This is a genomic window from Ligilactobacillus sp. UO.C109, assembly GCF_026847815.1.
GTDB lineage: Bacteria > Bacillota > Bacilli > Lactobacillales > Lactobacillaceae > Ligilactobacillus > Ligilactobacillus salivarius.
The window spans coordinates 626,417-642,220 of the sequence record NZ_JAPSFH010000027.1 but is presented as its reverse complement, the minus strand read 5'-3'; the positions used below and the strand labels follow the sequence as shown (position 1 = coordinate 642,220).

Below are 15,804 nucleotides of genomic sequence, written 5' to 3'. Positions count from 1 at the left end.
CAACCCGACAAGGAGCAATAAAAGATGGTAAAATTCGACTACACAAAAGATGACATTCGACGCATTGCAAAGGAAGAAAATGTACGTTTCTTACGTTTAATGTTTACTGATTTATATGGAACAATTAAAAATGTTGAAGTTCCAATTAGTCAGTTAGATAAAGTTTTAGATAATAAGATGATGTTTGATGGTTCATCCATTGATGGCTTTGTACGTATTGAAGAAAGTGATATGTGGTTATATCCAGATTTATCAACATGGATGATTTTTCCATGGGGTGGAGAACATGGAAAAGTTGCTCGTTTAATTTGTGAGGTATATAATGCAGATCGCACACCATTTTTAGGAGATCCTCGTAATAATTTAATTAGAGTACTTGATGAAATGAAGGAAATGGGCTTTACGGAATTTAATATTGGGCCTGAACCTGAATTCTTTTTATTCAAATTAGATGAAAAAACTGGACGTCCAACAATCCACTTAAATGATAAGGGAAGTTATTTCGATTTAGCTCCTGTTGATTTAGGTGAAAATTGTCGTCGTGATATTGTGTTAGAGTTGGAAAATATGGGATTTGATGTAGAAGCTTCCCATCATGAAGTAGCTCCTGGACAACATGAAGTTGATTTTAAGTATGCGGATGCTTTGCATGCATGTGATAATATTCAAACATTTAAACTTGTTGTAAAGACTGTTGCACGTAAATATGGATTACATGCAACATTTATGCCAAAACCATTAGATAGAATTAACGGTTCAGGTATGCATTTGAATATGTCATTGTTCCATAAAGATGGTAATGCATTCTTTGATACTAAAGGTGAAGAACAGTTATCACAAGATGCATACTACTTCTTGGGTGGCGTATTAAAACATGCACGTAACTTTACTGCTATTATGAATCCTACTGTAAATTCTTATAAACGTTTAGTACCTGGATATGAAGCTCCTGTTTATGTGGCTTGGTCAGGACATAATCGTTCACCACTGGTTCGTGTTCCAATTGCAAGAGGAAATTCAACTCGTTTAGAATTACGTTCAGTAGATCCATCTGCTAATCCATATTTAGCAGTAGCTGCATTACTAGAAGCAGGTTTAGATGGATTACGTAATAAAATTGAACCAGCAGCTCCTGTTGATAGAAATATTTATGCAATGGATGATGAAGAACGTGAGGCAAATAACATTCAAGATTTACCATCAACATTGCATAATGCATTAAAGGCATTGAAGACAGATAAGGTTGTTCAAGATGCTATGGGACCACATTTATATCAAAACTTCTTAGAAGCAAAGCGTTTAGAATGGGATGCTTATCGTCAAGAAGTTTCACAGTGGGAAAGAGATCAATATTTAGAAATGTATTAGTGAACTTTAAGATGAATAAGTCATTTGTGGACTTATTCATCTTTTTTATATATGTTACTTAAATTAGTATAGGATTGAAAAATTAATCATTTCTTAATATTTGCTTAATAAAATAGTCTAATTTATTGAGTACTATATATTTACAGTTAGTAAGCTAGTTTTTTATATGAAAGAGAGGAGTAAGCCTATGATTTCAATAAAAAAAGATACAGTAGAAGTTACTATAGTAAATGATAAACCGGTAATTGATAAATTAAGTATAGATAGAAAAAAGAAGCATAAGCCAGTAATTAAAATTAAGTAAATAGGTGTTTATTTATAATAATAGTTTTAGCAACACTAAGCGGATAATAAGATAGTATAGGTAGCTATCTTATCGCCAACTAGTGTTGCTTTTTTTAGGAGTGATATGCATGTATAAAATGAATTATGATTCACCAATCGGAAATATAGTTTTAAAATCTGATGGATATTCTTTAGTAGAATGTTATTTTAGTGATGAGAAAGAAAATGAAGAAAAAAATATTGGTAATGTGGTGTTAGAAGAAACAGTACAATGGTTGGATGACTACTTTAAAGGAAATAAGCCATTAATTAAAGATCTACCAATTAAATTTAAAGGGACTGAATTTCAATTAAAAGTATGGAATGAATTATTAAAAATACCCTATGGATCTACCATATCATATAAAGAATTAGGCAAAATAATTTTTGGTGAAAAGAATCTTTCGTCACAAGCAATTGGAAGAGCAGTTTCAAAAAATAAATTATTAGTAATAGTTCCATGTCACAGAGTGATAGGTAGTAGAGGAGATTTAGTGGGGTATGCTGGAGGAATAGATAGAAAGAAATATTTGTTGGATCATGAAAAATAAGTAATAATTCCATTATTGTAAGCATTTACGAGGTGTTTTCTGATATAATAAATACAATAATGTAAAAAGTGGAGTTGAATTTAATTATGGTTCAGTCAATTAATACAAAAGTAGATTTAACAATGGCAGGTACGTCTTATATGGGATTATCTGATTATGGAAAGATAATGATAGGTGATAAGGGATTTGAATTTTTTAATGATAGAGATGTTAGAAAATATATCCAAATTCCATGGGAAGAAGTGGATGTAGTTATAGCTTCTGTGATGTTTAAAGGAAAATGGATACCACGCTTTGCTTTAAGAACTAAAAAAAATGGTATGTTTACTTTTTCTGCTAAAAATTCCAAAGAAGTATTGCGAGCAATTAGAGAATATGTCCCTGCAGATAGAATGGTTCGTTCATTAACTTTCTTCCAAGTTATAAAAAGAAATTTAAAGAACTTATTTAAAAATAAAAAATAATTAGCAATTATTTTTAGACCTACTATCATCATGATAAATATGGTAAAATGAAATTTTAGAAGAGATAAAATTTTATAGAATGAATTATGATAAATATTGGGAGGAATTTTACATGTCTGACATCAAGTATAAACGTGTATTACTAAAGTTGAGTGGTGAAGCACTTGCTGGTGATCAAGGAAAAGGAATTAATCCGCCCGAAATTTTAAAAGTTGCAGAAGAAATAAAAGAAGTTCATGATTTAGGTGTACAAATTGCTATCGTTGTAGGTGGCGGAAATATGTGGCGTGGTGAAGCTGGTGCTGAAATAGGAATGGAAAGAGCACAAGCCGATTACATAGGTATGTTAGGAACCGTTATGAACGCTTTAGCACTTCAAGATAGTCTAGAGTCAGTTGGAGTTCCTACAAGAGTTCAAACAGCTATTGAAATGAGACAAGTAGCAGAACCATATATTCGTAGAAAAGCAATTCGTCATCTAGAAAAAGGAAGAATTGTTATTTTTGCAGCAGGTACAGGTTCTCCATATTTCTCAACAGATACTACAGCTGCATTAAGAGCATCCGAGCTTAATGCAGAAGTAATCTTAATGGCTAAAAATGGAGTAGATGGAATCTACAACGCGGATCCTAAAGTTGATCCTACAGCTAAAAAGTATACTAAGTTAACACATATGGATATTATTAATAAGGGATTACGTGTTATGGATACTACAGCTTCATCATTATCAATGGACAACAATATTGCTTTAGTAGTCTTCAACATGAACAACCGAGGAAACATTAAGAAGGTTGTTGAAGGCGAAGAAATTGGTACAACAGTGGAAGGAAAATAATTATGAAAATAACAGAACCTATTATTAAGGAAGCACAAGAAAAAATGACGAAGGCAGAAGATTCTTTACGAAGAGAATTAGGGAATATTCGTGCAGGACGTGCTAATGCCAGTTTATTGAATAGAATTAATGTAGAATACTATGGGGCTCCTACTCCTTTAAATCAAATGGCACAAATTTCAGTTCCTGAAGCACGTGTATTATTGGTCACACCATATGATAAGACCTCTTTAAAGAACATTGAACATGCTATTATGGCATCAGATTTAGGAATTGCACCAATGAATGATGGAACAGCAATTCGTTTAGTTATTCCACAATTAACTGAAGAACGTCGTAAAGAGCTAGCAAAGCAAGTAAAGGCTGTTTCTGAAACTGGAAAAGTTGCTGTTAGAAACATTCGTCGTGATATGATGGATGCTTTGAAGAAAGCTCAAAAGAATGGTGACTTAACAGAAGATGATTTAAGAGATTTAGAAAATCAAGCACAAAAAGTGACAGATGAATCTATTAAAAATATTGATAAAATTACAGAGGACAAAGAAAAAGAAGTTCTCGAAGGATAATGCAATAAACTATTGTATCACGAGGGTAAAGATTTGTTACTTTACCCTTTTTTTATTGTATATTAACTTTATTGTTTAAAAAAAAACTGCTATAGTAATTTAGAGGTATATTTCCATTATGGAGGTGAATTTAGATGTTGGATTTTTTTAATAAAAAAGAAAATATGGATGAAAAAAGGAATAAATTAAAAAAAGAACTAATTCCTAATCATATAGCTATTATCATGGATGGAAATGGACGTTGGGCTAAGAAAAGACACTTACCGCGAATAGCAGGACATAAACAAGGAATGGAAACTGTAAAAAATATAACTAAGGTAGCGAGTAATTTAGGTGTTAAGGTTCTAACGTTATATGCTTTTTCTACAGAAAATTGGAAACGTCCTGATAAAGAAGTGGATTTTCTTATGGATTTACCGGTTAAGTTCTTCAATACTTTTGTTCCTGAATTAATTGAAAATAATGTAAGAGTAAATGTTATGGGTTATATAGATATGTTACCGAAAAAAACTCAAAAAGCTGTTTATGATGCAATTGAACAAACTTCAAATTGTACAGGAATGGTCTTAAATTTTGCATTAAATTATGGTGGTCGTGCTGAATTAGTATCTGCTATTCAAAGTATTGCTAGTAAAGTAAGTGAAAACAAATTAGAGATAGAAAAGATAACTGAAAAAGTAGTAGATGCTAATTTAATGACTGGAAAGCTTGCTCCATACAATGATCCTGACTTATTAATTAGAACGAGTGGAGAAGAAAGAATATCAAATTTTCTATTATGGCAATTGGCATACAGTGAATTTGTATTTACTGATATATTATGGCCAGATTATTCAGAAGAAGATTTATTAGCTAATATTTATGCTTTTCAAACAAGAGATAGAAGATTTGGTGGATTAAAAGAGGAGAAGAAATAAAGATGAAACAAAGAGTTATTACAGCAGTCGTAGCATTGCTGATTTTTATTCCTTTACTAGTAGTGGGAGGAAATTTATTTAGTATATTAGTAGTAGCGATGGGATTAGTGGGAATGTCAGAATTCTTAACTATGAAAAGAAAACTTTTAATTTCACCTGAGGCAATAATAGCTTTTATGGCAGTGGCTTGCCTATTAGTACCAAGTAATTGGATCAATTTTTTTCCAAATGGAATTTTTTATAGTGGATTCTATTTCTTCACGCTAGTATTACTAGGATATACAGTTGTTAGTCGTAATAGATTTTCCTTTGATGATGTGGGAGCTATAATTTTAGGAGCTATTTATTCAGGATTAGGATTTCACTATATGATTTATGCTCGCCAAGAAAGTTTATGGATGATTTTATACGCATTCTTGATTACTTGGATTACAGATAGTGGCGCATACTTAATCGGGCGTCAAATTGGGCGTACTAAGTTAGCTCCTCATATTAGTCCTAACAAAACATGGGAAGGATCAATTGGAGGTACAGTGAGTGCTGTCATTATCGTAGGAATTTATCTTTTCTTTAAGCAAAGTGCTTTTCCATATGGCTTTTTAACTATGTTGGGAATAACAGTATTTCTATCAATTGGTGCTCAATTTGGTGATTTAATTGAATCAGCATTTAAGAGACATTATGGAGTAAAAGACTCTGGAAAAATTTTACCAGGACACGGTGGAATATTAGATAGATTTGATTCAATTTTGTTAGTTTTACCTTTAATGCATTTCGTTGGTTTAATTTAGTAAGGTTTAAGAGAGGATGGTTAAATGATTATCACAATAATTGCATTTATTATTGTTTTTGGAGTCCTCGTTTTTGTACATGAATTTGGACATTACTTTTTTGCAAAAAAGGCAGGAATTTTAGTAAGAGAATTTTCCATTGGCATGGGGCCTAAACTATGGTTCTATCGAAAGAATAGTACTACATATACAATCAGATTATTGCCTATAGGTGGATATGTGCGTATGGCAGGTGCTGAGGAAGACGATGTTCCCTTGAAAAAGGGAATGACAGTTAATCTGTTAATAAATGATGAAAATAAAGTAGTAAAAATTAATACAAGTAACAAAAAAACTTTAATTTCAGGTGTTCCTGTTCAAATTTCTGATTGGGATTTGGAAGATAAGCTGTGGATCGAAGGATACGAGAATGGCGATGATTCAGAACTAAAAGTATATGAAGTAGATCATGATGCATGCATAATTGAAAATGATGGAACGGAAGTACAAATTGCACCTAAAGATGTTCAATTTCAATCAGCTAAAATTATTCAAAGAATGCTTACAAACTTTGCAGGTCCTATGAATAATTTTATTTTAGCAATTGTAGCTTTTTTAGTGATCGCACTTGTGCAAGGTGGAGTAGCTTCTACAGATAATCAAATAGGAAAGGTTCAAGAAAATTCGGTTGCACAGAAAGCAGGAATAAAGCCCAATGATCGAATAATAGCTGTTGGTAATATAAAGACCACTACTTGGCAAGAAGCTTCCACTCAAATCCAAAGAAATGGGAATAAAAAAATTATTTTAAAAATTGATAGAAAAAATAAAATTATTAAAATAAGGATAACACCTAAAGTTCAAATCGAGAATGGTAAAAAAGTTGGAATGATAGGAGTTATGGCAAAAGTCCATTATGATAAGTCAATTGTTGCAATTTTGTCATATGGATTTACTCAAACCTGGTATATAATAACAAGTATCATAGGAGTTTTAGGTAAAATGTTTACACAGGGATTCAGTTTGAATGATTTGGGTGGACCTGTAGCAATGTACTCTTATACGAGTGAAGCTGCTCATTATGGTATCTTGAGTATTATGAATTTAATGGCAGTTTTGTCTATAAATTTAGGTATTGTCAATTTATTACCAATACCCGCGTTAGATGGTGGGAAATTGTTATTAAATATAGTAGAAGCAATCAGAAGAAAGCCTTTAGATCCGGAAAAAGAGGGTATAATTACTTTGATAGGGTTTGGTTTTTTAATGATTTTAATGATTTTAGTAACCTGGAATGATATTCAAAGATATTTTTTACATTAGATAATTAATGGTTTAAGATGAGTATTGTTCTCAGAGAGGAGTAAAAAAATGAAACAATCACAAATGTTAATTCCAACATTAAAAGAAATTCCAAGTGATGCTGAAGTTGTCAGTCATCAATTGATGCTAAGAGGGGGATATATCAAACAAATAACAGCAGGTATGTATGCTTATTTACCTCTTGCATATCGAGTAATGAAGAAAATCGAAAATATTATTCGTGAAGAAATGGATAGAATTGATGCAGTAGAAATGCTAGTCCCTGCAGTTGTACCAGCAGAGTTATGGCAAGAGTCAGGACGTTATGAAACTTACGGTCCTACTTTGTTTAAATTAAAAGATCGTCATGAACGAGATTTTATTTTAGGACCAACTCATGAAGAAACTTTCACAACAATTGTAAGAGATGCAATAAAATCTTACAAAAAATTGCCACTATATTTATATCAAATTCAAATGAAGTATCGCGATGAAAATAGACCTAGATTTGGTTTATTACGTGGTCGTGAATTTTTGATGTTAGATGGTTATTCATTCCATGTTGATGATGCAAGTATGGAAAAAGTTTTTAATGATACTGACAAAGCATATCAAAGAATTTTTGAACGTTGTGGGCTAGATTTTAGAGGAATTATTGCTGATTCAGGCGCAATGGGAGGAAATAGATCAAAAGAATTCCAAGCCATCGCTGAAGTTGGAGAAGATACAATTGCATATTCTGATTCGTCTGATTATGCAGCTAATATTGAGATGGCAAAGAATTTGAGAATACCTAAACAATCTCATGAAACTCCAAAAGATTTGGAAAAAGTTGCTACACCTAATGCCAAAACAATTGTTGAAGTAGCTGAGTTTTTGGGAACAGATACTCAAAATGAAATTAAGACTCTATTATTTGTAGCTGATGACGAACCTGTTGTTGTTTTAATGAGAGGTATTGACGAAGTAAACGAAGTTAAATTAAAGAATCATTTAGGAGCTATTGATTTACGTCCAGCTGAAGAAGAAGAAGCTGTAAAATTCTTAGGTGCAAACTTCGGCTCTCTAGGACCTGTAGGAATTGATGAAAATCTAAAAGTACTAGCAGATTTAGATGTTGAAGGAATGATAAATGCTAGTGTAGGTGCCAATGAAGATGGTTACCACTATATAAACGTTAATATTGATAGAGATTATCATGTTGATGAATTTTTAGATTTGCGTGAAGTTAGAGAAGGAGAACTATCACCAGATGGCGAAGGTGTATTGAAATTTACACGTGGAATTGAAATTGGTCATATTTTCCAATTAGGAACTCGTTATTCTGAGAGTTTGGGTGCAGATGTATTAGATGAAAATGGACGTCAAGTTCCTATGAGAATGGGTTGCTATGGAATTGGTGTTTCACGCTTATTATCAGCAATAGTTGAACAACATAATGATGAAAATGGTATTGCTTGGCCTCGCGAAATTGCCCCATTCGATATTCACGTTGTTCCTGTTAATGTAAAGAATGATACACAAAGAGAACTAAGTGAAAAAGTTACTGCAATGTTAGAAGATGCAGGATATCAAGTGTTAGTTGATGATAGAAAAGAACGCGCAGGAGTAAAATTTGCAGATTCAGATTTAATTGGACTTCCAATTCGTATAACTGTTGGTAAGAAAGCAGATGAAGGAATTGTTGAAATTAAACTTCGTCAAAATGGAGAAAAGATTGAAGTTAAGTTAGAAGAGTTATTAAACTCTGTAAAAATACTTTTTAATGAAACAATTACTGATTAGTTAATATTTTTATTTGAAGTGACTGAGATTAAGTGTTAAATTTTTCTCAGTTACTATTTTTTTTGAAATGAAGAATTTTGGGAAAGGAGCTACTTCTTTGGAAACCAATAAACAAGATCTATTTAAGAAATTATTAAGACAGATTAATTGGGAAAATAAACATGGGTTTGAAGAGGTATTTACGAATGCAGAAATTCAAAAAGTTGAAGTCCATGTAGAGAGTAAAGTTTGGAATTTTCATTTGCAAATAGAAGATATACTGCCATATGAAGTATTTTACCAATTTTATCAGCAACTACAGTTAGCGTTTAAAGATATTGCCAAAGTTGACATCACTTTGCATACAAAAAATCCCATTATAACGAATCAAAAGTTAGGAGATTATTGGAAATGGGTTGTATTTAATAGTGGTATTCAATCATCATTTATACAAGAACTTTCCAGAAGTAAAGTACCATATTTAGATAATAATAGAGTAATTTTACTGGCAGAAAATGAAATTGTAAAACGTTTTTTAGTAGATCAAGCTTTAGGTCCATTAGAATCAACATATCACAAGATAGGGTTTCCTAAATTTTCAGTTAATACTCTAGTTGATGAAACTAAGGCTCAGGAGATAATTGAGAATATTAAAGAACAGAAAGCTAAGAGCGATGCCGAATTGGCTCAAAAAGCTGTAGAAGCCATAAAGAAACAAAGTGAACAAAGAGAAAAATCTAAAGCAGAAGTTCCTAGTATAGAAGGACCGGTCCAACTAGGAAAGAAAATTTCATCTGATCAAGAAATTACGCAAATGATTAATATAACTGAAGAAGAACGTTCAGTTACAGTTCAAGGCTATGTCTTCAATAAAGAAGTTAGAGAGTTACGTTCAGGTAGAAAATTATTAATCTTGGAAGTTACAGATTACACCTCATCATTTGTCGTTAAGAAGTTTTCACGAACTGAAGAAGATGAAGCGATGTTCGATGCTATAAATTCTGGTGTCTGGATTAAGGTGCGTGGAAGTGTTCAAGAAGATAACTATATGAGGGACCTAGTTATTAATGCATATGATTTGAATGAAATAAAACATGAGAGTAGAAAAGATACGGCCCCTGAAAATGAAAAGCGAGTTGAATTACACCTTCACTCTAATATGAGTATGATGGATGCTACTAATAGCATTACAGAATACGTATCTAAAGCTGCGGAGTGGGGACATAAAGCTATTGCAATTACAGACCATGGAACATTACAGGCATTTCCTGAAGCACATGCTGCTGGGCAAAAAAATAATGTCAAGATTCTCTATGGTGTTGAGGCAAATATTGTAGATGATGGAGTTCCTATTGCGTATAATGAGCAACACAAAAACTTGAGAGATGCAACATATGTTATTTTTGATACTGAAACAACAGGTTTGTCAGCACAATATGATAAAGTAATAGAACTTGCTGCTGTAAAAATGGAAAAGGGAAATGTTATTGATACGTTTGAAGAATTTATTGATCCCGGTCATCCTCTTTCACAGACTACAATTAATTTAACAAGTATTACTGATGACATGGTAAGAGGTTCTAAAAGCGAGAAAGAAGTTTTTAGGTTATTCAAAGAATTTTGTAAAGATTGCATTATTGTAGGACACAATGCTACTTTTGACGTAGATTTCATGAATACAGGATACGAACGTCATAATATGGAAATGATACAGGAACCTTGGATTGATACATTACCGTTAGCAAGATATTTATATCCTGAAATGAAAGGATTTAGGCTTAATACATTAGCTAAAAAATTGAATATAAAATTAGAGCATCATCATCGAGCTATATATGATGCTGAAGCTACTGGTTTTATATATTATGCTATGTTAAAAGATGCTGAAGAAAAACAAATATTATATCATGATGATTTTAATAAGCATGTTGGGGAAAATGATGCGTATAAACACGAGCATCCATCGCATGCAATAATTTTAGCAAAAACACAAGAAGGCCTAAAAAATCTCTTTAAATTAACTTCAGAATCTATGGTTAAGTATTTCTATAGAGTTCCAAGAGTACCACGTTCAATTTTAGAAAAATATCGTGAAGGACTTATAGTAGGGTCTGCTTGTGCTGATGGTGAAGTATTTACAGCAATGATGCAGAAGGGATATACAATTGCTAAGCAAAAAGCAGAATTTTATGACTATTTAGAAGTTCAACCAAAGCCATTGTATGAACCATTATTGGAACAAGAATTAGTTAAAGATAATGATAATCTTGAAGAAATTATTACAAATATGGTTAAATTAGCCCACGAACTAGATAAACCAATAGTTGCTACTGGAGATGTTCATTTTATGAATAAAGAGGATGCAATTTATCGAAAGATATTAATTCATTCTCAAGCAGGGGCTAACCCATTAAATAGATTAAAAAAATTACCAGATGCACATTTTAGAACTACAGATGAAATGTTAGAAGAATTCAGCTTTTTAGGAGAAGATATAGCAAAAGAAATCGTGGTAACCAATCCTAATAAGTTAGTAGATGAAATTTCAGAAATCATTCCTGTTAAAGATAAACTTTATACACCTAAAATGGAAGGTGCAGAGCAAGACATACATGATCTTACTATGAATAGAGCACATGCCTGGTATGGTGATACTTTACCAGAAATAGTTCAAAAGAGGTTGGATAAGGAATTGAAATCTGTTATTGGTAATGGATTTTCGGTAATTTATCTAATTTCACAAAAATTAGTGTATAAATCTAATAAAGATGGATATTTAGTAGGTTCTCGAGGATCTGTTGGGTCAAGCTTAGTTGCAACAATGACAGGTATTACAGAGGTTAATCCATTGCCACCACATTACCGATGCCCAAAATGCAAGTGGACGCATTTTTATGAAAAAGGTGAGTATGGTTCTGGTTACGACTTACCAGATAAAGACTGTCCTAATTGTGGTACAGAATTAATAAAAGATGGACAAGATATACCTTTTGAAACTTTCTTAGGTTTTAAGGGAAATAAAGTTCCAGATATAGATTTAAATTTCTCTGGGGATTATCAACCTATTGCACACAATTATACAAAAGTTCTATTTGGTGAGAATAATGTTTATCGTGCTGGAACAATTGGTACAGTAGCTGATAAAACAGCTTATGGATATGTTAAGGCCTATGAGAGAGATACTGAACAAAATTTCAGAGGTGCTGAAATAGATAGACTAGCTAAGGGAGCTACTGGAGTAAAGCGAACTACTGGGCAACATCCTGCAGGAATTCTGGTTGTTCCTGATTATATGGACATTTATGACTTTACTCCAATACAATATCCAGCAGATGACCTAACAGCTGCTTGGCGTACAACTCACTTTGATTTTCATTCGATTCATGATAACATCTTGAAATTAGATATTTTAGGTCATGATGATCCTACGATGATAAGAATGTTACAAGATTTGTCTGGAATAGATCCTAAAACTATTCCTACAGATGATCCTGGAGTTATGGCATTATTCTCAGGAACAGATATTTTGGGTGTAACTCCTGAAGAGATTCAATCTTCGACAGGGACATTAGGTGTTCCGGAATTTGGTACTCGCTTTGTTAGAGGAATGTTAGAAGAGACCCATCCAAAAACATTTGCAGAGTTATTAAAAATTTCAGGACTATCACATGGTACAGATGTCTGGTTGGGAAATGCAGAAGAATTAATAAAAAATGGAACTGTAACAATGCCAGACGTTATAGGATGTCGTGACGATATTATGATGGATCTAATTCATATGGGTGTTGAGTCTGATAAAGCATTCAAGATTATGGAACATGTACGAAAGGGCAGAGGAATACCAGATGAATGGCAAGCTGATATGAGAGCAGCAGATGTTCCTGAGTGGTATATCGGAGCATGTTTAAAAATTAAGTATATGTTTCCGAAAGCACATGCTGCTGCGTATGTCTTGATGGCACTAAGAATTGCATATTTTAAAGTTTATTATCCCCTTGTTTATTATGCAGCATATTTCTCAGTACGTGCAGATGATTTTGATTTAGTTTCAATGTCTAGAGGAAAAGAAGCTGTAAAAAATGCGATGGAACTCATAAATTCAAAAGGAAATGAAGCAACAACTAAAGAGAAAAATCTTTTAACAGTATTAGAAATTGCTAACGAAATGATAGAAAGAGGTTTCGATTTTAGTATGGTAGATATTAATAAGTCTGATGCTCAGAACTGGACTATTCAAGAAGACGGAAGAACATTATTGGCACCTTTCACAGCAATCCCTGGTTTAGGATTAAACGTAGCTAAGCAAATTGTTGCGGCAAGAGAGGAACAAGAATTTATTTCAAAAGAAGATCTAAGTAAGAGGGGAAAAGTATCTCAATCATTGATTGATTTTATGACAGAAAATCATGTGTTGGATGATTTACCAGATGAAAATCAATTAAGCTTATTTTAACTACTAAATAAACTTAGAAATTCTCAGTATAATAAGAAAAACAGAGCAATGTTAATTCTTGTATTCTAATTTTAGCTATGTTAAACTAAGTTATATTAGATAACTCGTAAAGAGTGAGCAGAAATGCTCACTCTTTTTATTGGAATAGTTTACTTTGGTTCTATTTCTGCTGAAGTATTGCTTTAATTTAGTTGAAGGAGGCTCATAAGTGAGTAGTGTTGTTGAAACAGTAACTAATCTGGTAATCCCTATTCTAGATGAAAATCATTTTGAATTAGTTGATGTAGAATTTGTAAAAGAAGGAAAAAGTTGGTATTTAAGAGTTTATATTGATAAACCTAATGGAATTAACATTGAAGAATGTGCCTTGGTGAGTGATAAACTCAGTGAAAAATTAGATAGTTGTGACCCAGATCCAATACCACAAGCTTATTATCTAGAAGTTTCATCACCAGGTGCTGAAAGGCCTTTAAAGAAAGAGAAAGACTATGAACGTGCATTAAATAAGTATATTCATATTTCTCTTTATCAAGCTATTGATGGACAAAAAGTTTATGAAGGTACTATGGTTGATTTAAACAAAGAAACTTTGACATTGGAATATAGAGTAAAAACAAGAACAGTAACTAAGACTTTTGATCGAAATAAAATCGCAAAAGCTCGTTTGGCAATTAAATTTTAATAATTATTAAGGAGATAGAACAATGAGTAAGGAATTACTAAACGCATTAAATGCCTTAGAAGTTGAAAAAGGTGTAAAGAAAGAAATTGTGATTGAAGCATTAGAAGCAGCTTTGGTCTCAGCTTATAAGCGTAATTATGGTCAAGCTCAAAATGTGGAAGTTGAATTTGATAAGATTGCAGGTAATATCCATGTTTATGCTGTTAAAGAAGTAGTAAATGAAGTGTATGATTCTCAGTTAGAAATTAGTTTGAAATCTGCTCTTGAAATTAATAGAGCTTATGAAATTGGTGATACTATCCGTGAAGAAGTTACACCAAAAGATTTTGGACGTATAGCAGCGCAAACTGCTAAACAAGTAATCATGCAACGTGTTCGTAAAGAAGAAAGAGAAGTTATTTATAATGAATATGTTCAATATGAACAAGAAATTGTTACAGGTGAAGTAGAGCGTAGAGATAATAAATTTGTTTACGTTAATTTAGGTAGAATTGAAGCTGTTTTATCACGTCAAGATCAAATTCCAGGTGAAGAATACAAGTCACATGATAAAATTAAGGTGTACATTTATAAAGTTGAAAACACATCAAAAGGACCTCAAGTATTTGTAAGCCGTTCTCATCCGGATTTGTTAAGACGTTTATTTGAACAAGAAATTCCAGAAATTTTTGATGGTACTGTAGAAATAGTTTCAATTTCTAGAGAAGCCGGTGACCGTGCTAAAGTAGCTGTTCGTTCTAATGAAGATGGTGTAGATCCTGTTGGAACATGTGTAGGACCAAGAGGTGAACGTGTACAGGCTATTGTAAATGAACTAAAAGGTGAAAACATGGATATTGTTGAATGGCGTGAAGATCCGGCTGAATATATTGCTAATGCTTTGAATCCTGCTAAAGTATTAGACGTTCGTTTTGATGATGAAAACGAGCATGCTTGTACAGTTGTTGTACCAGATGATCAATTGTCTTTAGCAATTGGTAAACGTGGACAAAATGCAAGATTAGCTGCAAGATTGACAGGTTATAAAATTGATATTAAATCAGAAAGCGATGCTGCTGATTTAAGTAACGTGGAAGCTGATAATAATGATATTGATGATGAAGATCAATTGATGTCAGACTCTTCTTCCAATATGATTGAGGAGGAATAATTATGGCACAACGTAAAATTCCTATGAGAAAAGACATTGTTACAGGTGAGATGGTACCTAAAAAGGAATTAGTCCGTGTTGTTAAAAATAAGGAAGGCGAGGTAAGCATAGACCCTTCTGGGAAAAAATCTGGTAGAGGTGCATATATCCATCTAAATGTTGATGTAGCAAAAAAGGCAAAAGTTGATAAGACTTTTGATAAAACTTTTGGGATTAGTATTTCTGATGATTTTTATGATGAATTGATTGCATATGTAGATCATCAAGTAGAAAGAGCAAAATTATTTGGTAATGGAAAATAGGATAAAGGTATTAAATTTATTAGGTTTAGCTAGAAGAGCTAGTAAATTAGTAACAGGGCAAGAATTAGTCTTATCGCGAATTAGAAGCAACAAAGTTAGTATTGTTTTTGTTGCTAGTGATAGCGGAAAAAATTCATTGAAACAATTTACTGATAAGTGTAAGAGTTACAATGTATTTTTATGTAAGTCTTTCACAAAAGAAGAGTTAAGTTCAGCTATTGGACAAAAACGTTCCGTTATTGCTGTAAATGATATTGGATTTGCAAATAGAATGAAAGAACTATTATCTGATTAATTTATTGTTCATTCTTATTTTAATGCGATAGGGCTTCTGAAGTTAGGGTACTAAATTAGGA

Annotated in this window: 14 protein-coding genes; all 14 read left to right on the top strand. The window is 32.4% G+C overall.

Features of this window, described 5'->3' with window-relative positions:
• The first annotated feature begins 24 nt into the window (after positions 1 to 24).
• The 14 genes from glnA (at position 25) to OZJ21_RS07420 (ending at position 15,743) form a co-directional block, all read left to right on the top strand.
• Positions 25 to 1,368 carry a type I glutamate--ammonia ligase gene (gene glnA / locus OZJ21_RS07485; RefSeq protein ID WP_003699883.1) on the top strand — a complete coding sequence of 448 codons (1,344 nt, stop codon included), beginning with the start codon at positions 25 to 27 and terminating at the stop codon, positions 1,366 to 1,368.
• 413 nt (positions 1,369 to 1,781) lie between these two features.
• Positions 1,782 to 2,243, top strand: coding sequence for a methylated-DNA--[protein]-cysteine S-methyltransferase (locus OZJ21_RS07480; protein ID WP_003705947.1), 462 nt, complete (start codon positions 1,782 to 1,784; stop codon positions 2,241 to 2,243).
• 86 nt (positions 2,244 to 2,329) lie between these two features.
• The gene (locus OZJ21_RS07475) at positions 2,330 to 2,707 is read left to right on the top strand and encodes a DUF956 family protein (protein WP_003699888.1); all 378 of its coding nucleotides are present in this window, start codon (positions 2,330 to 2,332) and stop codon (positions 2,705 to 2,707) included.
• A gap of 112 nt (positions 2,708 to 2,819) precedes the next feature.
• Positions 2,820 to 3,542, top strand: a complete 723-nt coding sequence (gene pyrH / locus OZJ21_RS07470) for a UMP kinase (RefSeq protein WP_003703168.1) — start codon at positions 2,820 to 2,822, stop codon at positions 3,540 to 3,542.
• Positions 3,543 to 3,544: 2 nt separating this feature from the next.
• Positions 3,545 to 4,108, top strand: coding sequence for a ribosome recycling factor (frr, locus tag OZJ21_RS07465; protein WP_003705950.1), 564 nt, complete (start codon positions 3,545 to 3,547; stop codon positions 4,106 to 4,108).
• Positions 4,109 to 4,242: 134 nt separating this feature from the next.
• Positions 4,243 to 5,025: an isoprenyl transferase gene (locus OZJ21_RS07460; RefSeq protein WP_081533932.1), complete on the top strand. Its 783-nt coding sequence runs from the start codon at positions 4,243 to 4,245 to the stop codon at positions 5,023 to 5,025.
• Positions 5,026 to 5,027: 2 nt separating this feature from the next.
• On the top strand, positions 5,028 to 5,816 hold the full coding sequence (locus OZJ21_RS07455; protein ID WP_003705952.1) for a phosphatidate cytidylyltransferase: 789 nt from the start codon (positions 5,028 to 5,030) through the stop codon (positions 5,814 to 5,816).
• 24 nt (positions 5,817 to 5,840) lie between these two features.
• Positions 5,841 to 7,118, top strand: coding sequence for an RIP metalloprotease RseP (rseP, locus tag OZJ21_RS07450; RefSeq protein ID WP_003708032.1), 1,278 nt, complete (start codon positions 5,841 to 5,843; stop codon positions 7,116 to 7,118).
• A gap of 48 nt (positions 7,119 to 7,166) precedes the next feature.
• Complete coding sequence (locus OZJ21_RS07445) at positions 7,167 to 8,882, top strand: proline--tRNA ligase (protein WP_003699897.1); 1,716 nt, start codon at positions 7,167 to 7,169, stop codon at positions 8,880 to 8,882.
• 97 nt (positions 8,883 to 8,979) lie between these two features.
• Positions 8,980 to 13,314, top strand: coding sequence for a PolC-type DNA polymerase III (locus OZJ21_RS07440; protein WP_081533938.1), 4,335 nt, complete (start codon positions 8,980 to 8,982; stop codon positions 13,312 to 13,314).
• A 208-nt stretch (positions 13,315 to 13,522) separates the two neighbouring features.
• Entirely contained in the window at positions 13,523 to 13,996 is a 474-nt protein-coding gene (rimP, locus tag OZJ21_RS07435; protein ID WP_081530314.1) for a ribosome maturation factor RimP, read from the top strand.
• A gap of 22 nt (positions 13,997 to 14,018) precedes the next feature.
• The gene (nusA, locus tag OZJ21_RS07430) at positions 14,019 to 15,146 is read left to right on the top strand and encodes a transcription termination factor NusA (RefSeq protein WP_003705956.1); all 1,128 of its coding nucleotides are present in this window, start codon (positions 14,019 to 14,021) and stop codon (positions 15,144 to 15,146) included.
• A 2-nt stretch (positions 15,147 to 15,148) separates the two neighbouring features.
• The gene (gene rnpM, locus OZJ21_RS07425) at positions 15,149 to 15,448 is read left to right on the top strand and encodes an RNase P modulator RnpM (protein ID WP_003699903.1); all 300 of its coding nucleotides are present in this window, start codon (positions 15,149 to 15,151) and stop codon (positions 15,446 to 15,448) included.
• Positions 15,438 to 15,743, top strand: coding sequence for a L7Ae/L30e/S12e/Gadd45 family ribosomal protein (locus OZJ21_RS07420; RefSeq protein ID WP_003705957.1), 306 nt, complete (start codon positions 15,438 to 15,440; stop codon positions 15,741 to 15,743). The genes rnpM and OZJ21_RS07420 overlap by 11 nt, the downstream gene beginning before the upstream one ends.
• Positions 15,744 to 15,804: the final 61 nt, after the last annotated feature.